19 protein-coding genes and 1 pseudogene are annotated in these 23,661 nt (G+C 33.6%); 15 read left to right on the top strand and 5 right to left on the bottom strand.

What is annotated here, in order from left to right; genetic code table 11:
- Window position 1: 1 nt before the first annotated feature.
- The 4 genes from ycaO to A9G12_RS03955 all read left to right on the top strand — a co-directional run bounded on the left by ycaO (window position 2) and on the right by A9G12_RS03955 (window position 5,348).
- Window positions 2–1,765, top strand: coding sequence for a 30S ribosomal protein S12 methylthiotransferase accessory factor YcaO (ycaO, locus tag A9G12_RS03970; RefSeq protein WP_065564559.1), 1,764 nt, complete (start codon window positions 2–4; stop codon window positions 1,763–1,765).
- Window positions 1,766–1,901: 136 nt separating this feature from the next.
- Window positions 1,902–2,897, top strand: coding sequence for a LacI family DNA-binding transcriptional regulator (locus tag A9G12_RS03965; protein ID WP_065564558.1), 996 nt, complete (start codon window positions 1,902–1,904; stop codon window positions 2,895–2,897).
- Between the two features lie 251 nt (window positions 2,898–3,148).
- Window positions 3,149–4,576, top strand: coding sequence for a hexose-6-phosphate:phosphate antiporter (gene uhpT, locus A9G12_RS03960; RefSeq protein ID WP_065564557.1), 1,428 nt, complete (start codon window positions 3,149–3,151; stop codon window positions 4,574–4,576).
- A gap of 1 nt (window position 4,577) precedes the next feature.
- A complete protein-coding gene (locus A9G12_RS03955) occupies window positions 4,578–5,348 on the top strand; it encodes an inositol monophosphatase family protein (protein ID WP_065564556.1) in 771 nt (256 codons plus the stop codon).
- Between the two features lie 63 nt (window positions 5,349–5,411).
- Here the strand turns inward: A9G12_RS03955 and A9G12_RS03950 are convergent, their stop codons facing one another.
- Window positions 5,412–6,242 carry a shikimate 5-dehydrogenase gene (locus tag A9G12_RS03950; protein ID WP_065564555.1) on the bottom strand — a complete coding sequence of 277 codons (831 nt, stop codon included), beginning with the start codon at window positions 6,240–6,242 and terminating at the stop codon, window positions 5,412–5,414.
- 71 nt (window positions 6,243–6,313) lie between these two features.
- Here A9G12_RS03950 and A9G12_RS03945 point away from each other — a divergent pair, with 71 nt between their 5' ends.
- Window positions 6,314–6,643 carry a nitrous oxide-stimulated promoter family protein gene (locus A9G12_RS03945; RefSeq protein WP_065564554.1) on the top strand — a complete coding sequence of 110 codons (330 nt, stop codon included), beginning with the start codon at window positions 6,314–6,316 and terminating at the stop codon, window positions 6,641–6,643.
- Window positions 6,644–6,751: 108 nt separating this feature from the next.
- Here A9G12_RS03945 and A9G12_RS03940 read toward each other — a convergent pair whose 3' ends face one another.
- Entirely contained in the window at window positions 6,752–8,899 is a 2,148-nt protein-coding gene (locus A9G12_RS03940) for a TonB-dependent receptor (protein WP_081299646.1), read from the bottom strand.
- A 313-nt stretch (window positions 8,900–9,212) separates the two neighbouring features.
- Between A9G12_RS03940 and alr the strand changes: the two genes are divergently transcribed.
- Complete coding sequence (gene alr, locus A9G12_RS03935; RefSeq protein WP_065564553.1) at window positions 9,213–10,298, top strand: alanine racemase; 1,086 nt, start codon at window positions 9,213–9,215, stop codon at window positions 10,296–10,298.
- A 6-nt stretch (window positions 10,299–10,304) separates the two neighbouring features.
- A complete protein-coding gene (gene mltG, locus A9G12_RS03930; RefSeq protein WP_141674105.1) occupies window positions 10,305–11,318 on the top strand; it encodes an endolytic transglycosylase MltG in 1,014 nt (337 codons plus the stop codon).
- Window positions 11,319–12,178: 860 nt separating this feature from the next.
- Here mltG and A9G12_RS12625 read toward each other — a convergent pair.
- Complete coding sequence (locus A9G12_RS12625) at window positions 12,179–12,487, bottom strand: YqcC family protein (protein WP_442903468.1); 309 nt, start codon at window positions 12,485–12,487, stop codon at window positions 12,179–12,181.
- Window positions 12,488–12,499: 12 nt separating this feature from the next.
- Window positions 12,500–13,045, bottom strand: a pseudogene (gene ampD, locus A9G12_RS12620) (1,6-anhydro-N-acetylmuramyl-L-alanine amidase AmpD); the annotation flags it as partial.
- 208 nt (window positions 13,046–13,253) lie between these two features.
- Here ampD and ppdD point away from each other — a divergent pair.
- The 5 genes from ppdD (at window position 13,254) to A9G12_RS03900 (ending at window position 18,106) form a co-directional block, all read left to right on the top strand.
- Window positions 13,254–13,685, top strand: coding sequence for a prepilin peptidase-dependent pilin (gene ppdD / locus A9G12_RS03920; protein ID WP_065564550.1), 432 nt, complete (start codon window positions 13,254–13,256; stop codon window positions 13,683–13,685).
- Window positions 13,686–13,717: 32 nt separating this feature from the next.
- Window positions 13,718–14,827: a GspE/PulE family protein gene (locus A9G12_RS03915; RefSeq protein WP_065564549.1), complete on the top strand. Its 1,110-nt coding sequence runs from the start codon at window positions 13,718–13,720 to the stop codon at window positions 14,825–14,827.
- Window positions 14,824–15,999, top strand: coding sequence for a protein transport protein HofC (gene hofC / locus A9G12_RS03910; RefSeq protein WP_081299645.1), 1,176 nt, complete (start codon window positions 14,824–14,826; stop codon window positions 15,997–15,999). Before A9G12_RS03915 ends, hofC begins: the two co-directional genes overlap by 4 nt.
- The gene (locus tag A9G12_RS03905; protein ID WP_065564548.1) at window positions 15,999–16,748 is read left to right on the top strand and encodes a prepilin peptidase; all 750 of its coding nucleotides are present in this window, start codon (window positions 15,999–16,001) and stop codon (window positions 16,746–16,748) included. The genes hofC and A9G12_RS03905 overlap by 1 nt, the downstream gene beginning before the upstream one ends.
- Window positions 16,749–16,951: 203 nt before the next feature.
- Window positions 16,952–18,106, top strand: coding sequence for a M20 aminoacylase family protein (locus tag A9G12_RS03900; RefSeq protein ID WP_065564547.1), 1,155 nt, complete (start codon window positions 16,952–16,954; stop codon window positions 18,104–18,106).
- Between the two features lie 96 nt (window positions 18,107–18,202).
- Here A9G12_RS03900 and ygfZ read toward each other — a convergent pair whose 3' ends face one another.
- Window positions 18,203–19,096 carry a tRNA-modifying protein YgfZ gene (gene ygfZ / locus A9G12_RS03895; protein WP_176701742.1) on the bottom strand — a complete coding sequence of 298 codons (894 nt, stop codon included), beginning with the start codon at window positions 19,094–19,096 and terminating at the stop codon, window positions 18,203–18,205.
- A gap of 301 nt (window positions 19,097–19,397) precedes the next feature.
- On the opposite strand from ygfZ, the gene ilvI reads away from it, so the two are divergent.
- The 3 genes from ilvI to A9G12_RS03880 all read left to right on the top strand — a co-directional run bounded on the left by ilvI (window position 19,398) and on the right by A9G12_RS03880 (window position 23,630).
- Complete coding sequence (ilvI, locus tag A9G12_RS03890; RefSeq protein ID WP_065564545.1) at window positions 19,398–21,116, top strand: acetolactate synthase 3 large subunit; 1,719 nt, start codon at window positions 19,398–19,400, stop codon at window positions 21,114–21,116.
- Window positions 21,116–21,610 carry an acetolactate synthase small subunit gene (gene ilvN / locus A9G12_RS03885; protein ID WP_065564544.1) on the top strand — a complete coding sequence of 165 codons (495 nt, stop codon included), beginning with the start codon at window positions 21,116–21,118 and terminating at the stop codon, window positions 21,608–21,610. The genes ilvI and ilvN overlap by 1 nt, the downstream gene beginning before the upstream one ends.
- 382 nt (window positions 21,611–21,992) lie before the next feature.
- Entirely contained in the window at window positions 21,993–23,630 is a 1,638-nt protein-coding gene (locus A9G12_RS03880; protein WP_065564543.1) for a glutamine hydrolyzing CTP synthase, read from the top strand.
- Window positions 23,631–23,661 lie beyond the last annotated feature (31 nt).

Here is a 23,661-nt window from a genome sequence, read left to right as displayed (position 1 = left end):
TATGAAAACATATATTCTTGGCAAAGATGCCGCACTTGAAGATTCAATAAATTACTTTCAATTCCAGTTAGCCAAGTATAAATTAGACGTAAAAGAAGCATCATGGTTAAATCCAGTGCCTAATGTATGGTCGGTACATATTCAAAATACTATCTGTCCACTTTGTTTTGCCAATGGTAAAGGTGCCAGTAAAAAGGCTGCTTTAGCATCAGCTCTAGGCGAATATTTTGAACGATTATCTACTAATTATTTCTTTGCCGATTTTTATTTAGGTAAGGATGTTGCTAATGCTAATTTTGTTCATTACCCTACAGAAAAATGGTTTGCTATTCCGAAAGATAACTCAATACCTAAAGGATTACTGTCTAAAAAATTACTAAAATTTTATGACTCAAATAAAGAATTATGTGCAACTGATTTAATTGATCTGCAATCAAGTAATAATGAACGGGGAATTTGTGCATTACCCTTCGTACAACAATCTGATCAAAAAACCATTTATATTCCAGTTAATTTGATTGCTAATCTGTACGCCTCAAATGGTATGTCGGCAGGTAATACAAGTAATGAGGCACGAGTACAAGCATTGTCAGAAATCTTTGAGCGTTACACCAAAAATAAAATAATTGCTGAAGCAATTAGTTTACCGACCATTCCGCCCAATGTTCTTAATCGCTATCCGGCTGTACGGTCTGCTATTAAAGCACTTGAAAGTGAAGGATTCCCGATTTATTGTTTTGATGCTTCTTTGGGGGGGCAATTCCCTGTTATTTGTGTGGTTTTATTCAACCCACAAAATGGTACAAGCTATGCATCATTTGGCGCACACCCTAATTTTGGAGTAGCTCTTGAACGAACGGTTACCGAATTATTACAAGGTCGAAGTTTGAAAGATCTTGATGTATTTTCACCACCAAGTTTTGATAATGATGATGTTGCTGATCTCAGTAATTTAGAAACACATTTTATTGATTCAAGTGGTTTAATTTCATGGGATCTATTTAGCGAAAAGAACGATTATGACTTTGTTGATTGGGATTTTTCGGGTACAACTGAACAAGAATTTGCTAACTTAATGGCGATATTCGCGCACAACAAAACTGAAGTATTAATTATGGATTATGAACACTTAGGTGTTTATGCTTGTCGAATTTTAGCAGTAGGCATGTCTGAAATCTATCTGCCAGAAGATCTATTAATTGCCAATAACAACATGGCAATACATTTACGTGAACTTATATTATCGCTGCCATATAAAAAACGTTCCGCTAAACAGTATTTAAGCATAATTGAACAGTTAGATGATGATGGTTTGGATGACTTTGCACGCGTTCGTGAACTACTCGGTATAGCAACTGGCAAAGATAATGCGTGGTTAACATTACGTATTGGTGAATTAAAAGCCATGCTAGCGCTTGCAGGGAAAGATTTAAAACAAGCAAAATTGTGGATCGATTGGACGGTTGAAATGAATGAATCCATTTTTACACCAGAACGTAATCATGCATATCGTTGTTTACAAACGTTAGTTAATTTTATTATTGAACGTGGTAGTAAACAATTTACCAATTACCAAGACGCATTTAACAAAATGTATGGAACTGCATGTGTTAATGAAATGTGGCAGTATGCAACAGCACAAAAACAGTTTTTAGGGTTGGATGATTTAACTGCAAAAGGTAACAGCAACAATAACAATCTTGAACAATTTAGGATGCACCAAAAATTGTTAGCGGTATATCACAAACTGCATAGTACGATGTGATTTATTATTTGAAAATACTTGCTATCTATTTTGTTTGAAGAGATTTTTATTTTATATTTAGTTAAATATTGTATGCTTTTTAAATTATTATAGTATTTTATGTATAGATAATTAATTATTTATTAGAATGAAACGTATGGGCAAAAAAGAAAAAAAATGGATTACAGCTCAAGATGTTGCTCAAGCAGCAGGAGTTTCGAGAGCCGTAGTCTCACGTGCATTCACTTCAGGTTCATCTGTCTCTGAAGAAAAAAGAAAAAAAGTGATGATTGCAGCTAAAGAACTAGGTTATCAAGTTAATATCATTGCTAGAACAATGAATACAGGTAGAAGTAATTTTGTTGGTATTGTAACTTCGGGATTTGAAAATGCTTTTCGCAGTAAATTATTGGTTCCAATTGTTCATCAATTAGCGTTAAAAGGCTTTATTGCAATCTTAGTTAATGCAGATGATCCTAAACAGTTAGATCTATCGTTGCGAGAATTGCTTAGTTATCATATTGCAGGGATTATTATGACATCAGGAACACCACCTCTTTATTTAGCTGAAGAATATGTTAAAAAAGAAATACCTGTTGCTCTTATTAACCGTTGTGCTGATCTAAAAAATGCAGATCAAATTATTTGTGATAATTACCAAGGAGCTAAATTAGCAGTAGAACATTTACTTTCTTCAGGAGGAACTTCGTTTGGATTTATTGGTCAAAGTATAAAAAATTCTAGTACCAAGCAAAGGTATGATGCTTTTCAAGAAATATTGTCACAGCACCGATTGTCGGCTCAAGTAATTTTTTGCTTAAAAGATGATTATCAATCAGGATGGGATGGCATAGCAGAATTATTGAAACAACAACCTTTATTAAATTCACTTTTTTGCGCAACAGATATATTAGCAATGGGGGCTCTTGATTATTTGAAAATTCATAATCTGGATAAACAAGTAAAAGTTATTGGATTTGATAATATTCCTGCAACTGCTTATGCGGCTTATCAGTTAACGACTATTGAGCAAAATACTGAATTACTTGCCTTTCACGCGGTAGAACTATTGCTAAAAAGAATGAAGAACTATCATCGAACAAAAGAAAATCGTATTGTTCCTGTTAATTTAGTTATTAGAAAATCAGCTTAATTCCTTTATTTTGATGTCAATCACAAAAATGTTTTTATTTGTATTGTAATATTGGTCACGTGATCATTTTTAGTATAGTTTTTATGCCAGTTTTTATCATTTAAATAAGGATATTTATAGGTTTTTAATTATTTTTGATCACGCGTTCAATTATTTTATTTTTAAAATAATTGTTTTATCTTAATGATTAATTAGTAGAAATTGCCTTTAAGGGATTTCTACATATGATCCACGACTGTAAAGGAAAAATAATGAGTATTCTCCAAAGCGTTGTAGATTTTTATAAAATTAAATCTATTAAAGTTAAAGATGTTCCAATAGCTTTACAAAGAAAACAATGGTTAAAGGAGTTTTTAAAACCTTATTTAGTTCTATGTATTGTCTATTCTGGAATGTATTTATTAAGGTATAATTTTAAAGCAGCTCAACCATTGTTAAAAGACTATGGATTTACGACGACTGATCTTGGTAATATTGGGGTCGGATTTTCAATTGCTTATGGGCTTGGTCGAGTTATTTTAGGTTATTTTATTGATGGAAAAAACACCAAAAAAGTATTATCTTCATTATTGCTTTGTTCGTGTTTTGCATCATTATGTATTGGTCTTTTTTTAGCGGCTGAAAGTCATGTAATTGGTTTTTTAATTTTATTTTGGTCAATTAATGGATTATGTCAATCTCCAGGCGGTCCATGTTCAAACTCAACAATGAATAGATGGACACCAAGAAGATTGAGGGGGCGATTTATTGGTTGGTGGAATGTATCTCATAACATTGGGGGTGCTTTATCTGGAATTTTAGCATTGTGGGGGGCAAATTACTTTTTTGATGGTAATGTTGCTGGAATGTTTATATTTCCAGTGATAATCGCTGTAATCATAGGAGTATGGGGATTATTTTTTGGGAAAGATGATCCTTCAGAGTTGGGTTGGAATAAACCCGAAGAAATATTTGATGAACCGATTGCAGCAAAGGATGTAGAATCCTTAAACATGACCAAAAAGCAGATTTTAGTAAAATATGTATTAAAAAACCCAGCTGTATGGTTTTTATGCTTAGCAAATCTTTTTGTTTATATGATTCGAATTGGTGTTGATAATTGGGCTCCTTTGTACACTTTTCAAGCGATGAATTTTACAGCCGCCCAAGCTGCTTGGACTCTAACATTTTTGGAAATGGGTGGTTTTTTAGGTTCAATGTCATGGGGGTATATTTCAGATAAATTAAATGGGCGACGAGCATTAGTTGCTTGTATTTGTGCATTATTAGTTATTTTACCTTTATTAGCTTATAATTTTTCGACCATACCTGCAGTTGTTTATGGCGCATTATTTTTTGAAGGATTTTTTATTTTTGGTCCTGTTACATTGATCGGTATTTCAATTATTGGTTTTGCTCCTAAAGATGCTACTGTTGTTATTAATGCGATTCCTGGAACATTTGGCTATATCTTCGGTGATTCTATGGCGAAGATTCTGATTTCAAGAATAGCCGATCCAAGTAAAGACGGACTTACATTTTTTGGTATTAATTTACATGGCTGGTCTGCTTCATTCAATGTTTTATATATTTCAGCGGTTTTATCAGTTATTTTTCTTGCAATAGTAGCAGTGTTGGAGGAAAAAAATATTCGTAAAGATAGAGAACTGACTATGCAATTAAAAGCTAAGGATAAATAAAATGGATTCAATTAGATTGGAATGGCTTAATTATGGTAAAGATTGGGTTCTTAATGCAGGTGAAATTATAAAAATTCGCTTGAGTGAAAAAATTACAATCAATACTAAAAGTCATATTAATGATTTAGTAACAAATATTGATCGAGAGATTGAAGATTTTTTCAAACAGAAAGTTAGTCTTATTAAAGATCATCGTCTTCTTGGAGAAGAAGGTGATTTTGTTAATGATTCTGATGGTTATATTTGGATACTTGATCCTATTGATGGCACTACAAATTTAGTTACTACAGGAAGAGATTTTGTAATAAGTTTAGCTTTATACCACAATGGACAACCTTTGTTTGGTATTGTGTATGATGTAATGCGAGATGAACTTTATCATGCAATTACTGGTGAAGGTGCGTATATTAAGGACAAAAAAATTCCTCAAGTTAATTCTGATTTATTGTTGGATGATCAAGTTATTATATGTGATATTAAAGAAATTATTTCGTATCCAAGGGTGGTTGATTTAATTCAACAGTCACGAGGACATCGTCGTTATGGATCGGCGGCATTGGAAATAGTGCATATTGCTGTCGGGCGAGCCGGAGCATTCATCCATATGATGGTTCACCCGTGGGATATTGCTGCTGCTAAAATTATTGCCGAAGAATGTGGACTGAAATATACACGTACAGATGGTACGTCAGTCAATGTCTTTGAAAAAGGGTCATCACTTGTAGCTCCAGAAAAATTACATCAACAAATTGTAACAATATGTTTTAGTTAATAATAATATTGAAAGGATGGTCTAGTTAGTAGACCATCCTGCGTTATATCCTGTTATTAAAAACTAATTTTTTCTAGCAAAATTAGCTGCTTGTTTAATTAATTCATCATCAGGTCTTATACCCGTATATAAAACAAATTGTTCAACAGCTTGTAATACCGCTACATCGGCACCAGAAATAACTGTTTTACTTAAATCTCTAGCATACTGAATCATTGGTGTTTCAATTGGCATGGCTACCACATCAAAAACAATATTGGCTTGTTTTATCATTGCTTCAGGAAAGGCTAATTCTTGAACTTCATTTCCACCAAGCATACCAATAGGAGTAACATTAATAATTAATTGCGCTTGGTCTGGCTCAATATCTTTTTCATCTTTTACCCATTTATAGTTATAGCGTTTAGCTAAAGCTTCCCCTTTTTGTTGATTACGAGCGGCTACAATACCATTTTTAAATCCAGCATCATAAAAAGCACCAATAACTGCATTTGCCATACCACCACTACCTTTTAATACAAAAGTAGTATTGGTATTTATTTTATTGGACCCAATCAGTTTAGCTACAGCAATATAATCAGTATTGTAGGCTTTTAAATAGTGATTAGTATTAACGATAGTATTAACAGAATGAATAGATTTAACTGATGAGTCTAACTCATCAATAAATTCAATACAGGCTTCTTTATAAGGCATAGAAATGGCACAACCACGAATAGCTAAAGCTTTAATACCATAAATAGCATCTTTCAAATTATTGGTTGTAAACGCTTTATAGATATAATTAAGATTTAGCTTTTCATACAAATAATTATGAAAGCGGGTACCAAAATTACTTGGGCGCGCGGATAGTGACATACAAACAGTGGTATCTTTATTAATAGTTCTTGCCATCGGTGTTATTCCTTGTGAAGATAGTCATATGTGTTTTATTTTAGCATTTTCTAACTTGACGTGTTGTTATTATGGTTGCAAATAATATTGGTCCCCAAATAGAACAAGAAAAGGCTACCGTGCGAGCAATGATCTATTTATATTGCCATAAAAATCATCACCCCTTTAATAACCAATTGTGTGATGAATGTAGTGATTTATTACAATACGCCATGCAGCGATTGACTATGTGCCGTTTTGGTGAGGAAAAAACTACGTGTGAACGCTGCCCTAAACACTGTTATCGCAAGGATTATAAGCAACAAATAAAACAAGTAATGCGTTTTTCGGGACCAAGAATGATAATTTATCATCCGGTTATGGTGCTTAAGCATATTTATAAGAATATTATACGTAAGTAGAAAATTATATTGCGGAGGTACCTGAATGGAGCTTTATTGTAACTTACAATCAGTTAATAATATTGTAAATTACAATAAAGTTAATAATAAGGCTATCGTACTAAACCTCTAGAACTTCATACTTGCACTAACTATGGCATGGAACTTCGCTGACGGAATAGTTTCATAAGCAGTGGTGTAATCTTTATTAAGTATATTATTTAGGTCAAGCCCAATTTTATACTGACGTTGCGGCCCAAATGAAGTGGAAGTAGATAAATTCAGTGTTGACCACCCGCTGTAATGATATGCCGAACCATCACTTTTTTTGGTTGCTTTGGTGGCAACCCGCATAAATAGATCGGAATCAATGTCTATTTTGTCAAAATAGGCCGTATGCCTTACACCAACATTCCCTGCAAAACGAGGATTACCTGTGTCATAAGTGTTATATTCATTAGTCTTAATCTGACGACGTAGGTAATTACCTTTAACGTAAGGTGTTACTGGTAAGTCTAAGTATTCCGCCATAAATTCTAAACCATAGGTGTTAGCTTTATTAGCATTATGATAATAACTAAAATTCCGACCGGAAGCTCCATCACAAACAGCTGAACCATTACAACTTGTATCAGTAATATAGTTTTTAGCTGCAGAATAATAAATAGCAGTATCAACTAACCATTTATTATTGTTATAACGTAATCCAATTTCGTAGTTATTCGATTTTTCAGCTTTGAGTTTGGAGTTCCCATAAAGTGTCTGATTTGCAGCTGAGGTTACAGCATAAAGATGAGCAAGAGTAGGGTACACATATCCTTGCGCAAATGAAGCTCTAAGTTGAGTATTCTTAATTCCGGAATAAGTTAGACCAGAAGAAACCACGAAATTATTATCACTATCTTTCTTTTTACCGTCAATTTTGTATGTTGAAGTCGGTCGTCCTATAACAGGTTTTTTATTGATTAATGTTGAACCATTTTTTAGTTTGGATTGTATCCAATATTGCCGAATACCTAGATTCCAAGCAATATCATCTGTAATAGCCCAATCGTTTTGCCCAAATAATGAAATACTTGATTGTTGCCATTTATTGGACAAATATTTATTTTGGGTATAACTAGCAACCGGCATAGGCATTTTTGAGACTACTCTATTATGCGAATCTTGGTCAACATTATCTTGTTGGTATTGAATCCCGGTAATTAATTTCATATTTTTAGCAGGTTCGAAATCTGATTGGAATGTCATGCCATAGGTTTTTTGTTCATCATCAGTAGCTGTTTTAGTATCAACATTCATTCTAGGATTTGGTGATACTTCAATATGATTTCTAAATTTACGATTCAACTTTTGGGCGTAAGCATCATAATGTAGCTTTTTCAAAAAAACTCCATCAGCATCATAATCATAGAATAAACCTACTTTTTCACGTTGTAACTTTGGTATTTTAACATAAAAATCTTTGATTTCAGGTGAATTAGGATCTTTTTCATTATAGGTTTTAGTATCAAGCTTATAACGATCTAAAGATAATCCAATTTTATGTTTATCAAGATTAAAACCAAACCATGAACTCACACTATTGTTATCAAAATCTGTATCGTGAAGTTTTCCTCGATAAGCTTTACGATCCTTATTTTCAGCGTAGGTACCACTTATACGATAATCAAAGATATCATTGATAGTACCATTTACTGTACCCATTTCAGTAAAACCATCAGTTGAACCATTATAAATGACTTTAGTATCTCCATTTAAAGGTGAACCATCTTTACTACCTTTACGGGTAATAAAATTCACTACACCACCAATGGCTTGAGAACCATAAAGTACAGAATGAGGCCCTTTGATTACTTCAATACGTTCAACAGATTCCATATCAATCAAAACACCAGCACTAGAACCATGTCCTGAACGGTGATAGGTTACTTCCTGTCCATCAATTAACATTAAAATACGTGAAGGTGCTTCACCACGGATCATAATTTGTTTTCGGCCAGCGAGAGAGTTATCTGTGATTTCTACACCGGGAATATCACGTAAACTTTCAACAATAGAATCACCGTTTTGTTTTTCAATTTCATCTCGATTAACAACATTGACCGACACAGAACTATCCCAGACCGTTTTTTCATTACGATCCGCGGTAACTACAATCGTATCATGATAATTGCTTTTTCTTTCGTCAGCAAAAGCATTAGCCATAAAAAATAGGTTAAAAAAAGTAATGCATAAAGTTGGTGTAATATAATTTTTAGTAATCATCAATTTCATTGTCGATATTATCCTTCCCTAGTTTAGTATCTATAATTTTTAGCTACACATTGAATGATAATTATTATAGTTTTAAAAACGAAATAATAACCATTATCGTTTGAGGTGTAAATAAAATAAGCTAATAAGTTGGTATAAATAATAATTATTAATTTTTTCAATTAGTTATCTTAAACCATTTTTATAGTATGGATAGTTACATTTAAGTGAGTTAGATTCAGGAAAAATTGAACAGCTAATACAAAGAAATATTTGTTATTATTGGTAACAAAAATTACAATAGTCATTTAATAAAAAATTAGAGTCCAAGAAAATGTCTATAGCTGTGGTAGAAATTGAACGTAAAGCAATTCTACATAATATTGAATATTTAAGAAAAATAGCTCCCAATAGTTCGCTTATTGCGATTATCAAAGCTAATGCCTATTCGCATGGTATCAAAGGTATAGCTCAGTTACTGCATGCTAAAGTCGATTGTTTTGGCGTGGCACGTCTTTCAGAGGCAATGCTATTGCGTCAAAGTGCTATTAATACACCAATTGTATTATTAGAAGGTTTTTACCCTCATGATAATATTGATGATTTGATTGATTTTAATATACAAACTGTCATTCACTGCCAATGGCAAATTGAGGCTTTAGAAAAAGTAACCTTTGATAATCAAATTACTACCTGGTTTAAGGTTGATACTGGCATGCATCGCTTAGGTTTTAATGTGCATGAAGCTAAAAACGCATTTAATCGGTTAGTTAATTGCTTTTCAGTTCGTAAACCGATTAATATTATCAGTCATTTTAGTTCAGCAGATGAAGCTACTTCTAATAAAACATTAAAACAAATTGAGTTATTCGATAAGTTTATAGATTCTATCGATGATAAATCATTGATAGGTAAAATTTCTATTGCCGCTTCAGGCGGTACATTAGCTTGGCCTATGTCACATCGTAATGCTATCCGCCCCGGCATTGCAATTTATGGAGTTTCACCTTTTGATCAACCGGTTGCAGAATTAAGACCGGCAATGACGTTTAAATCAGAATTAATAGTAGTCCGTGATCATAAACAAGGTGAATCAGTAGGTTATGGGCAAACATGGACCAGTCCTAAGGATACTAAGCTAGGTGTAGTTGCAATGGGTTATGGTGATGGTTATCCTAGAAGTATTCCTGAAAATACTCCAGTTTTGATAAATGGTCGGCGAGTACCAATTGTGGGTCGAGTTTCTATGGATATGATAGTGATTGATTTAGGCAAAGATAGTATTGATAAACCAGGTGATGAAGTTATATTCTGGGGGAAAGACCTCACTGTTGAAGAGATCGCTAAGCACACAGGAATTAGTGCTTACGAGTTGTTAACGCGCTTAACGGAACGCGCAAAAATCCATTATATAGATTAAATAGTTATGATTAAAAAATTATTTTTATATGCTTTATTGCCGATTGCTATAGTGGTCGGAGGTTCTCTAGGTATCAGTTATTATTTTCTGCATCAATTTTCTAAACAACCAATCCATGTGTCGGATGATAATCAGATGTTTATCTTAAAAAAAGGCACCTCACTGAATCAGTTAGTTGTACAAATTAAGCAAAATAATTTAATGGAAAAAGCTTATTTACTTCCTTATTTATATAGGTTAGATCCGTCATTAAGTTCCATTAAAGCTGGTACTTATCAATTACAACCCCACATGACCGTTGAAGACTTTCTACAATTGTTAGTCTCCGGTAAAGAAAGTAGTTTTTCAATTCAATTTGTTGAAGGTAAACGAGCTAAAGATTGGTTAGAAGTTCTTAAAAATACCCCTTATGTTCAGCAAACATTACAAGGTAAATCAAATGAAGAAATAGCTAAATTAATAGGAATTGAAGGATCGATTGAAGGTTGGTTATCACCAAACACTTACCTTTATACTGCCGATACCTCCGATATAAATATCTTAAAACGCGCTCACCGTACCATGCAGAGTAATCTACAAAAAGTTTGGGATAATCGTGACAAAGATCTTCCTTATAAAACACCATATGAATTGTTAATTATTGCTTCGATTATTGAAAAAGAGACCGGACTAAGTTCTGAAAGATCTAGCGTGGCTTCAGTTTTTGTTAATCGTTTAAAAGCTAAAATCAAATTACAAACTGATCCAACTATTATTTATGGTTTAGGTGATAATTATACAGGCACTATCAGGCGCACAGATTTAACTGATACCGAAAATCCATATAATACTTATGTTATTGATGGACTACCACCAACACCGATAGCCATGCCAAGTTTAGCTTCATTAGAAGCAGCTGCTCATCCGGCTAAAACTAATTATCTATTTTTTGTTGCTAATGGTACAGGTGGGCATACGTTTTCAACCAATTATAGTAATCATCAACAAGCTGTTAATGAATATCGCAAAAATTCTAAATAAAAAATCATACAGTGAATAGATAAATTGCCGCGCGGCTGAACGCGGTAATTTTTTGTGCACTTAAAGTTAAATTAACCAATGTTATTGAACTGTTTTTTAAATTTCTATAAAGAGTTTATGCACATTGCTTTGCCTATTTGGGTTTAACATACTGAATATGTATTTAGGTGCTTTCAATACTGGCTCAAGATGGTTTATTGTTAATTTATCACCGACACCAATTATCATATATAAATATTTGTTAACTCATGAACTAATTTATTTATATAGAATGACGAAAAGATTAATGGAAGTGTTAGTTATAACAAGGATTGAACAAGATTTTATGGTTCTTTGATATAACTATATTAAGGGAGTTTTTATTTTCAATTGCAGTGGTTCATGTGTTATCGAGAGTTTAATTTGCTATCAGGTTAGAACTAACAATTTTTTTCAACTAGAAAACCCATAAAGATACGAGATTGGTTATAATAAATGAAGCTATTTTTCTACAATCATAAAAAAATATAAAGAAATAGCAAGAAAGCCAACTAATCCATTAGAATGGCCTTCCCGCTAAAATTGTTATAATGGTATAGTTTTTAGTCATTTTTTATTACTAAATATTCAAACTCAGACTTATTATAAATAAATTTATCAATATTTAAACACTTAAAAAATAATGATATTTAAAATTTAAGAAATAATTTAATTGATAATCATTTCGATATGTTTATTTTTATCAAAAATATCTAATAATTTTGATTTCTATCAAATTTAACGCATATGATTCATTTGCACAATAAATAACCTTAGTATTAAGTTTTTATATTTAAACACATAGCTGACCTGAAACCTCTTTACAACATGGTTTATTGACTTTAATCATTAATTGCGGATAAATCATCCAATTGTTTAATTAATTGTAACAATCGATCAATTTCATAGTGTTGTTCTTTGAAAGCCTCTTCAAAATAAGGATGCAAAGCAAACCCTTGAGGTAAATTAGCACTAGCATCAATTAATGCTCGCATTCGGGGAATAAAGATCCATTGTAGCCATTCATTAGCTTCCATGGTATCAATAGCAAAGGGTTCTTTACTTAAGAAGGCATCGGCATGAGGTGGCGTCATTTGCCATAACTTGATTCTTTGCATTTCATCTTCGATTTGCTTAAGTTGTAAAAAAATTAAATTAGTTTGTTTTTTTTGGTTAATTAATTGGTTATAGTACTGCCAATCAAAGCAAGGGCCAGGATCTGTTTTGCGTTGAGGTGCAATATCACTATGGCCAGTAATATTAACAATAGGATAATACTGTTGTAGTAACAAGGTTATGGTTGCTAATTGTTGATATTGTAATTCGGTAAAATCTTCGGTATCACATCCTTCTAACTCTATACCAATGGAAAAATCATTACAATTTTCTTGACCATTAAATTGAGACTTACCTGCATGCCAAGCACGCTTATCAAAAGGCACAAATTGAATTATTTCACCATCACGACGAATGAAAAGATGGCTTGATACTTGTAGTTGGTAAATGGTAGCAAAATAAGGGTCAGCGTTTGGATCAAGTTTACCAGTAAATAATTGTTCCACATAAGGTCCACCATATTGATTCGGCGGTAAACTAATGTTGTGGATCACTAGTAACGAAATAGGTTGATCTTGAGGGCGTTCATTATAAAAAGGTGAAATAACCTGTTTTACGTTTTGTAACCAACCATTAATAATTTTAAATGACATGCTAACTCCGACTCATTTTAGCAATTTATTTGCTTAATCTATGTATATCTGCGACATATTGCACAATTATGTACAAACTTTAGTGAGATAGCCAAAAACTTTTATAACCCACTTTCCAGTTTTTCCAATGCTAACATTATTCCATTTTTTGCTTTTGCTATAAAGCTACTTGTGTTGCTTTAGTTAACCTAATTTATCGAGAAAATATATGACTACACAATCTGGATTTACTTTATTTGAACTTATGATAGCTATTATCGTGATCGCCATTTTGACAGCTATTGGTTTACCTGCCTATCAAGGATATGTAAAAAAAGCTGCTATGACCGATATGTTACAAACTATGACGTCTTATAAAACCGCTATTGAAATTTGTGCAATTGAACAAGGTGTGCTTACCAATTGCAATAACGGCAGTTATGGTATACCTACATCTAAATCAACTAACTATGTTACTTCAGTTACAGTAACCAGTGGTGTAATTACTTTAGTTGGTCGTAATGCCTTAGTAGGATTAACCACGACTTTAACACCAACAGTAAATGCGACTGATGGTAATTTAGATTGGAGTCGTACTTGTGTAACATCTCCTGTTGATGCAAGTTTAACTAGTGTTTGTGAAGATATTTTTAAATTCTAATTAAATAATATTGAAATAACAAAGGTTGATATATGCAAGAAGATCAACTCGTTGATAGTATTGATAAGATATTGCTTGATGCATTAGTAAAACGTGCCTCAGATATTCACTTTGAACCTTATCAACACAGTTACCGCATTCGTATGCGTATCGATGGAGTTTTACAAGACATGTTGGCACCACCACTTACATTAGCCAAACAAATTGCAGCTCGTTTAAAAATTATGGCAAAGCTAAATATTGCCGAACAACGATTACCACAAGATGGTCAATTAATCATTGATCATTATGCAATGCGTATCGCTACATTACCAGTGCTCAATGGTGAAAAAATTGTGTTGAGAGTTATGGATAGTTATCAAAACAAACTTACCATTGAAGATTTAGGATTAACCGAGCAACATTTGGCTATTTTCTATAAAATCCTAAATAATCCACAGGGTTTGATTTTGGTGACCGGACCAACAGGGAGTGGTAAAACGATTACCTTGTATAGTGGATTAAAAATACTAAATCAAACTGAACGCAATATTTGTAGTGTGGAAGATCCAATTGAAATTCCTTTAGAAGGTATTAACCAAACTCCAGTTAACCTAAAAGCTGGCTTAACCTTTGCTGTAATATTGCGAGCCTTTTTAAGGCAAGATCCGGATATAATGATGATAGGTGAGATTCGTGACAAAGAAACTGCTGAAATCGCTATTCAAGCAGCACAAACTGGTCATTTAGTTTTATCTACTTTACATACTAACTCAAGTATTGAAGCAATCACACGATTAAATCAGATGGGGATTGAAAATTATTTATTGGCCTCAAGTTTAAAATTAGTAATCGCTCAACGGTTAGTACGTAAACTATGTTCACACTGTAAAGCTGTAGCGAGTGAACTCATAATGCTTGATCAACAATTGGTACCACATTTCATTGCTATGGGCTGTAACCATTGTATTGGTGGTTATCAAGGTAGAGTTGGTTTATATGAATTTTTAGTTATCACACCTGCAATTCAGCAGCAAATAACTAATCATCAAATAATTACTCCGATCAATATGATTACATTACAAAATACTGGCAGAAATTTAGTCAAACAAGGTATTACTTCGTTTGCTGAATTACAGAGGGTATTAGGTGATTTATTATGAAAAGGCTTTATTATTGGTATGATGCCAATTTTACTCAACATAAAATAATAGCAACCTCACCACAAGATGCTAAAAGGCAAATATTATTACAAGGTAATATTGCAATTAGGATCAAGTCAGGCAAGCGCATTAGTGCCCACAGTTTTAATCGTTCTGAATTATTAATTGTTACCCGGCAATTAGCTACCATGTTAAAGGCTGGATTGTCGATAGTTGATAGTTTACATCTAGTTGCTGACGAACATCCGCAACCACACTGGCAATATTTACTAGTGGAAATTGAACGCCAAATCAGTACTGGAGAACCTTTGTCGCAAGTGCTATTGCAACACCAAACAATCTTCCCAATGCTTTATTGTGAAATTATTGCTACCGGGGAATTAACAGGTCTGCTTGATGAAAGTTTTGAGCAATTAGCTATCCAGTTGGAAAAATCAATCCAACTATATAAACGTATCAAAAAGGCTCTACGTTATCCAGTTTTTTTATTATCAGTTTCTATTATTGTGATGTTGGTGATGTTATTATTTGTATTACCAAAATTTTCGGATATATATCGAGATTTTGATGCCCAATTACCTATTTTTACTCAATACTTGATGGATTTTTCAGATTATTTGCAAAGAAATTGGTTAATCTTATTAGTAATTAGTTTGTTGGGATATTTAATTTATCAGCGGTATTTAAAATTACGTTACCGGGCTAAAATTGATTATTGGTTAATAAAACTCCCTCTGTTTGGTAAAATTATTCAAACCAATTGTTTGGCCCAGATTTTCCAAACTCTGTCCATTACCCAACAAGCAGGTATTCCTTTACTTACTGGTTTAATTGCAGCTGCAAATACTGCCTACAATAGTCATTATCAAACTAAAATTAACCAGATGATCAGCAAAATCGAACATGGGCATAGTTTTAGTTATGTTTTGAATCGACAAATATTTTTCCCTGCTTTATGTAGCCAATTGATTAGATCCGGTGAAGAATCAGGAACATTAGATTTGATGTTATCTAGATTGGCTAATTATTATCAAGAAAAAAACCAAGGGTTAACCGATAATTTATCGCAAGCTTTTGAACCAATTTTAATGCTGATTTTAACATTAATTATTGGAGGACTAATTTTGGCGATGTATTTACCAATTTTACAACTTGGCGATGTGATCCATTAATGATAATTGTAATTGCTAGTTTAGGATTTTGTCTTGGTAGCTTTATCAACGTTGCTTACTACCGATTTTCACCCTCACAAACATTTCTACAGTATATGTTGGCTATTACGATTGAATGTTCTTCTTGTCCCCATTGTCGAACTAAGTTAGCTCCATGGCAGTTAATTCCTGTTATTTCTTGGTTGATTCTAAATTGGCATTGTTATTACTGTCATGCTCGCATTGCTTATCAATACTTCATTTTAGAATTATCGATGGGTATATTATTTACGTTAATTTTTGTAGATAAAGGTATTAATAATCAAAGTATAATCTTAATGACTTTTGCTGGTTATTTTATATTGTTAGCATTAATTGATTTTAATTATTATTTGTTACCTGATTTTTTTACCCAACCATTAATGTGGCTAGGGTTGATATGTGCCTATTTTGAAGTATCAGGTATTACTATAAAGTCGGCATTAACCAGTATTTTGTTGGGATACCTATTACTAAAAATTCCGGCATCACTATTTTATTTAATTACTAAAAAAAATGGCTTAGGAATGGGAGATATAAAATTATTAGCTGCATTTGGAGCTTGGCTACCTTATGAAAGGTTACCATTATTATTGGTATTTGCATCATTAATCGGCATATTCAATTACTGGTATTTGAACTATGTGTTAAAACGACAATCATTAACCATTATTCCTTTTGGACCTTGTTTACTGATTTCAGGCTATGTAATTTATTATTTTACTTACTAGCCTGAGATAAGTAATGTTGTTTATTAACAAAGACATGAGTACTCACTGTAAAGCTAATTAATTTTTATAAAATTCTTCATATAACCAAAATCACTAATATTTGTAAAAATAGTTATTATTATCTAAACAAAAATAAAGGTATAGTTACTATAAATATATATAGTTATTGACTCAAAGTTAAGTATTAAACTAAGGATTTAATAATGAAAACTACTATTACCTCACTTAAAAACGAAATGATAGCTTGGCGTCATCATATTCATGCACATCCGGAAACAGCCTTTGAAGAAAAAAATACAACTAAATTTATTATTGAAAAACTACAATCATTTGGTATTACCGAATTGTATACTGAATTTGCGCCGACTGGTGTGGTTGGTATTATAAAAGGGAATAAAGATGGGCGTTGGATTGCATTACGCGCGGATATTGATGCGTTAGATATTTTTGAAGAAAATAAAATGGATTACCGGTCTACGATTGCAGGTAAAATGCATGCTTGTGGTCATGATGGTCATACGGCTATGCTACTAGGCACTGCTAAATATCTAGCCGAACATCGCGATTTTGCCGGTACTGTAGTCGTTATTTTTCAGCCAGCTGAAGAAAACGAAGGTGGTGGACGTGTTATGGTGGACAATGGTTTATTTGACCGTTTCCCCATTGAAGCTGTTTATGGATTGCATAACCAACCGAATATGAAACTTAATCATTTTTATATCACTCATGGTCCTATCATGGCATCGTATGATGTATTTGATATCAAAATTACTGGAGTTGGTGCACATGCAGCCGCTCCTCATTTAGGTAAAGACACTATTTTAACTGCTATACAAGTGGTTAATGCTTTGCAAAGCATAGTTAGCCGAAATGCAGATCCATTAAGTTCATTAGTGGTAAGTGTTACCCAAATCCATAGTGGTGACACATGGAATGTATTACCACAACAAGCTGTTATTCGTGGTACAGTAAGGGCTTTGAATCCACGAATTCAAGATATGGCAGAAAAAAGAATCAAGCAGATTGCGACTGGTATTGCCACCACATATGATGCCAAAGCAGAAGTTGATTACCAACGCCGTTATCCCGCTACAGTAAATTATGCTGAACAGGCAGATATTGCCATTAAAGCTGCACAAAATGTTGTCGGTAAAGACAAATTAATCATCGATCCATTACCATCAATGGGGGCAGAAGATTTTGCCTTTATGCTACAAAAAATACCTGGTGTTTATGTGTGGTTGGGGGCAGGTGAAGGTGCTAATTTACATAACCCCGCCTATAATTTTAATGATGAAGTATTAACTACAGGCGTGGAATATTATGTAGCTTTAGTCAACCAAGAACTAGGAAAGTAGATGTTAAAAAATAATTGGTGCTATAAACATCGTTGCATAAATTGCTGTTGATTCTCAATTTCCAAAAAATATTGGTCAGTAATCAACAGCATTAAATCAAATTGGATTAATTTTATGAAAGGATAATTTGCTTGTAGTTTGTCCTTTAATTCTGAAAACAGTTTGTACATCGATGCCATTATTGAGTACAACTTGTACATAAATGTCATGGTCATTGTTAAGTTTTAAAGCCGCTAAAATTTGTCCGCTTTCGCGCCAGTTACCATCAATTTGGTATTCAAGGCTATCACCAATTACAGGCAATGTTTCGCTTTTACCGGATAGTAGGTATAGTCCTCGCTTATTAGCTCCACGGAATTGTGCTCTCGCCACCAATTCTTGTCCACAGTAACAACCTTTATCAAAGCTAATCGCATCAAAAAATTGTAAGTTACACGCTTGAGGTAGTAAACTTTCCATATTTTCAGTATCTATAATGGCATAACCAGCTTCCAAATCTAATTGTAACCAATCACTACATGGCAGTAAATCATCACTTAATGGCTGTGGAGTAACCACAATGATTCTTTCTTCTGGTAATGGTAATTTGATATAAGTAATGTTATTTTGAGTGAAACAATTTTTATCGGCCATTTGAGTACTAATCTCGTTAGGCATGGTTGTACCAGTTAAGCCGAACATATTGAATTCTGTATCCATTTCAATAGTAACTTTAGAAAAAATAGCATATTTCTTTAATTCAGCAATTTGTTTTTCGGCAACACTTTTACGAACAATGTAGTAAATATCTTGTCCCCGTTGAAATAATAATAAATTACTCCACATTTTACCTTTAGCATCACAATGAGCAGCAAATAATGCCGATTGTTCGGTAAGATTATTAATGTTATTGGTAACTTGACCTTGCAAATATTGTCGATTATCTTTACCAGATATTTTAACTAACTGCCAATCAGCAAGTGAAATTGGTTTAGAAGTGAGTCTGCTCATCATAACTCCTGTTTCAAAATATTATTATCCTAGTTTCATAGATAAGATCAATTAAATCTTATTGAGTGTATATAAAATTTTTAAAAATAACAATAAAATAGAAAAATAATATCATTCAATATAACCGCATGATTTTTAATAATATTTTGTTTGTTTTAAAATTTGTATTTTATTTTTAAAATTATTTATAAACTTGAAAACGAGTTTATTAGTTAGTTTATTGACTTAATTAATTTTTAACTATAAGTTAATACAAAATAAACTTAAAAATTACATATCAATAACATTGGAGGTAACAACCATGGCGAAACTGTCAGGAGCGGAAATGGTCATTCAATCTTTGATTGACCAAGGAGTAAAACAGATATTTGGTTATCCGGGCGGTAGTGTTCTTGATATTTATGATGCGATTCATACCCTTGGTGGTATTGAACATATTCTTGTTCGCCATGAGCAAGCAGCAGTCCATATGGCTGATGGTTATGCCAGAGCTACCGGGGATGTCGGCGTTGTATTAGTAACTTCTGGTCCGGGTGCTACTAATACCATAACCGGGATTGCCACAGCTTATATGGACTCAGTACCGTTAGTAGTGCTATCCGGACAAGTTGCCAGTAATTTAATTGGTAATGATGCTTTCCAAGAGTGTGACATGAGTGGTATTTCACGGCCAATAGTTAAACATAGTTTTTTAGTCAAAGACAGCAAAGATATCCCTGAAATTATTAAGAAAGCCTTTTATATCGCCTCGACAGGTAGACCGGGGCCTGTAGTTATTGATTTACCTAAAGATATAGTTAATCCAGCGAATAAATATAATTATCACTATCCTAAATCAGTATCAATGCGTTCTTATAATCCAACTATCCAAGGGCATAAAGGCCAAATAAAAAAAGCTTTAACTACATTACTGGCAGCTAAAAGACCAGTACTTTATGTTGGTGGTGGGGTAATAATTGCAGAAGCTGATAAAGCAATTAAGCAATTAGTAGAAAAACTAAATTTACCAGTAGTGTCCACATTAATGGGAATTAGTGCCTTTCCTGGTACTAATAAACATTATTTAGGAATGATCGGGATGCATGGTGTATATGAAGCCAATATGTCAATGCATAATGCCGATGTGATATTTGCTATAGGTGCGCGTTTTGATGATAGAACCACTAACAATGTCGAAAAATATTGCCCAAAAGCTAAGATAATTCATGTTGATATCGATCCTACTTCTATTTCTAAAACTATTCCTGCGGCCATTCCTGTTGTAGGTGATGCTAAAGTTGTGGTTGAAACTATGTTATCTCAACTCGATGAATTAAATATAGAACGCGATTTGGATGCCTTAGTTGATTGGTGGAAACAAATTGAACATTGGCGTGCGCGCCATTGTCTAGCTTATAGCCATAGTGGGGATTACATAAAACCGCAAGAAGCGATTGAAGTATTATATAAATTAACCGAAGGTGATGCATATGTGACAACTGATGTTGGTCAACACCAAATGTTTACCGCGCTTTATTACCCATTCGATAAACCGCGTCACTTTATTACTTCCGGTGGCTTAGGCACTATGGGATTTGGTTTTCCAGCTGCCTTAGGCGTTAAACTTGCTTTTCCTAAACAACGTGTAGTTTGTGTTACCGGTGATGGTAGTATTCAGATGAATATTCAAGAATTGTCAACCGCGTTACAATATGGCTTATCAATATTAATTTTAAATCTGAACAATCGTTTTTTAGGCATGGTTAAACAATGGCAAGACATGATTTATGCAGGTAGGCATTCTTCGTCTTATATGGAATCATTGCCAGATTTTGCCAAGATTGCTGAAGCCTACGGGCACATAGGTATGGTTATTACCAAACGCGAAGAACTAGAAACTAAACTCAAACAAGCATTATCGATTAAAGATCGTCTGGTTTTTGTGGATGTGATGACCGATGCAACAGAGCATGTTTATCCAATGCAGATTCGTGGTGGCTCAATGAGCGAAATGTGGCTTAGTAAAACGGAGAGAACCTAATGCGATATATATTATCAATTTTAACTGAAAATGAACCAGGGGCTTTATCTCGAATTATTGGCTTATTTTCACAACGTGGTTTTAATATTGAAACGATAACTACTGCACAAACTGAAGATCCAACCATGCACCGCATGACTATTCAAACAACAGGTGATGAACATGTTCTGGAACAAATTCAAAAACAATTGCATAAATTAGTGAATGTGTATCGAGTTCATGATTTGACTGAAGGTCCCCATGTAGAACGTGAAATAATGTTAGTTAAAGTGGCCGCTAAAGGTTCTGATGCTCGAGATGAAGTAAAACGATGTGCAGATATTTTTAGAGGATCAATTGTGGATGTTACTGCTACTCAATATATGGTGCAGTTAGCAGGGACCAGTGAAAAACTCGATTCATTTTTATCCTCAATCCGTGAAACTTGTGACATTATCGAAATTGTTCGCTCAGGGATTATTGGTTTATCGCGTAGCGAAAAAACAGTTAAATAGCTGTAGTTAAAAATGGAATAATTAAAAAGGTGCTGGTTGCGCCTTTTTAATTAACGCAGCAGGGTAATAATTAAAGGAAAATATTTATTACAATTTAATCAGGGTATGGCATGTATAACTAAAACTATAATATACATCTTATATTATTATCTTAACTGACAAATGATGAATTAAATAAACCAGTTTAGTTTGAAGTCAAAAGCAAACTAATATCAACTTGCCTATTCAACTAAAACATTGGTTAAAATTAATTATTCAATTGAGAGCTAAGCGGGTTTCTGTTATACTACTGTCCCGTCTGATTCTTCAAATATTGTGTTGATTTTATGATTAAAGAACGGCGCAATGTTATTCTAATAAATTAATAAATGGTCTGGTATTAATGGTCACGAATTATATTTTTGTTACAGGCGGTGTCGTTTCTTCTTTAGGTAAAGGCATTGCCGCAGCATCACTAGCTGCAATTTTGGAAGCCCGCAATTTAAAAGTCACCATGCTAAAACTTGATCCCTATATTAATGTCGATCCGGGTACTATGAGTCCGATTCAACATGGTGAAGTTTTTGTAACTGAGGATGGTGCAGAAACCGACCTTGATTTAGGTCATTATGAACGTTTTATTCGAACTAAAATGTCTCGAAAAAACAACTTTACTACTGGACGTATTTATTCTGATGTTCTACGTAAAGAACGCCGTGGGGACTATTTAGGGGCAACAGTACAAGTTATTCCTCATATCACTAATGCAATTAAGTCTCGGGTAATCGATGGTGCTAAAGGTTTTGATGTTGCCATTATTGAGGTTGGTGGTACTGTAGGTGATATTGAGTCACTCCCATTTTTGGAAGCTATTCGCCAGTTAGCGGTGGATGTTGGTCGTGAACATACCTTGTTCATGCATTTAACCTTAGTGCCTTACTTGGCATCATCAGGTGAAGTTAAAACTAAACCTACGCAACATTCGGTTAAAGAGTTACTATCAATTGGTATTCAACCGGATGTGTTAATTTGTCGTTCCGATCGTAATATTCCAGCTAATGAAAGAGCTAAAATTGCTTTATTCTGTAATGTACCGGAACGTGCAGTTATTTCTTTAAAAGATGTCGATTCAATTTATAAAATTCCGGCACTATTAAAATCACAAAATCTGGATACTTTTGTCTGCAATCGCTTCCACCTAGAATGTAACGAAGCTGATTTATCCGAGTGGGAACAAGTTATTTATGAAGAAGCTAATCCTGTTGGTGAAGTGACAATTGGAATGGTAGGTAAATATATTGCTTTACCGGATGCCTATAAATCAGTTAATGAAGCCTTAAAACATGGCGGTTTAAAAAATCGCTTAACAGTGCATATTAAATATATTGATTCTGAAGATCTTGAATCACGGGGTACAGAATTACTGCAAGGCTTAGATGCAATTTTAATTCCAGGTGGATTTGGTTATCGTGGTGTTGAAGGCAAGATTATGGCGGCTCAGTATGCGCGGGAAAAGAAAATTCCTTATTTAGGTATTTGTCTTGGTTTACAAGTAGCTATGATTGAGTATGCCCGCAACGTTGCTGGTATTAAAGATGCTAACTCAACCGAATTCGTTAAAGATTGTGCCAGTCCGGTGATTGCTTTAATCACTGAATGGAGTGATGAGTCTGGACAGGTAGTTCAGCGTAATGAAAATAGTGATCTAGGTGGTACCATGCGCTTAGGTTCGCAAATTTGTCATTTAGAACCGAATTCTAAAGTAATTGATATGTATAAAAAAGAGTCAATTACTGAGCGCCACCGCCATCGTTACGAAGTCAACAATAACTTATTACCAGAAATTGTTAAGGCGGGATTAAAAGTGACCGGGCTTTCAACCGACAGGAAATTGGTCGAAATTATAGAAAATCCAGAACATCCTTGGTTTGTTGCTTGTCAATTCCACCCGGAATTTACTTCGACGCCACGCGATGGGCACCCATTATTTAGTAGTTTTGTTAAAGCTGCCAAGGATTATCAACAACAGCAGCAAAAATAGTTTAATTTTGTATTATCTGTCATATAGAGGA

Origin of the sequence: Gilliamella sp. wkB112 (assembly GCF_001690685.1) — a bacterium.
GTDB lineage: Bacteria > Pseudomonadota > Gammaproteobacteria > Enterobacterales > Orbaceae > Gilliamella > Gilliamella apicola_J.
This window is presented reverse-complemented; position numbering and strand designations above follow the sequence as displayed.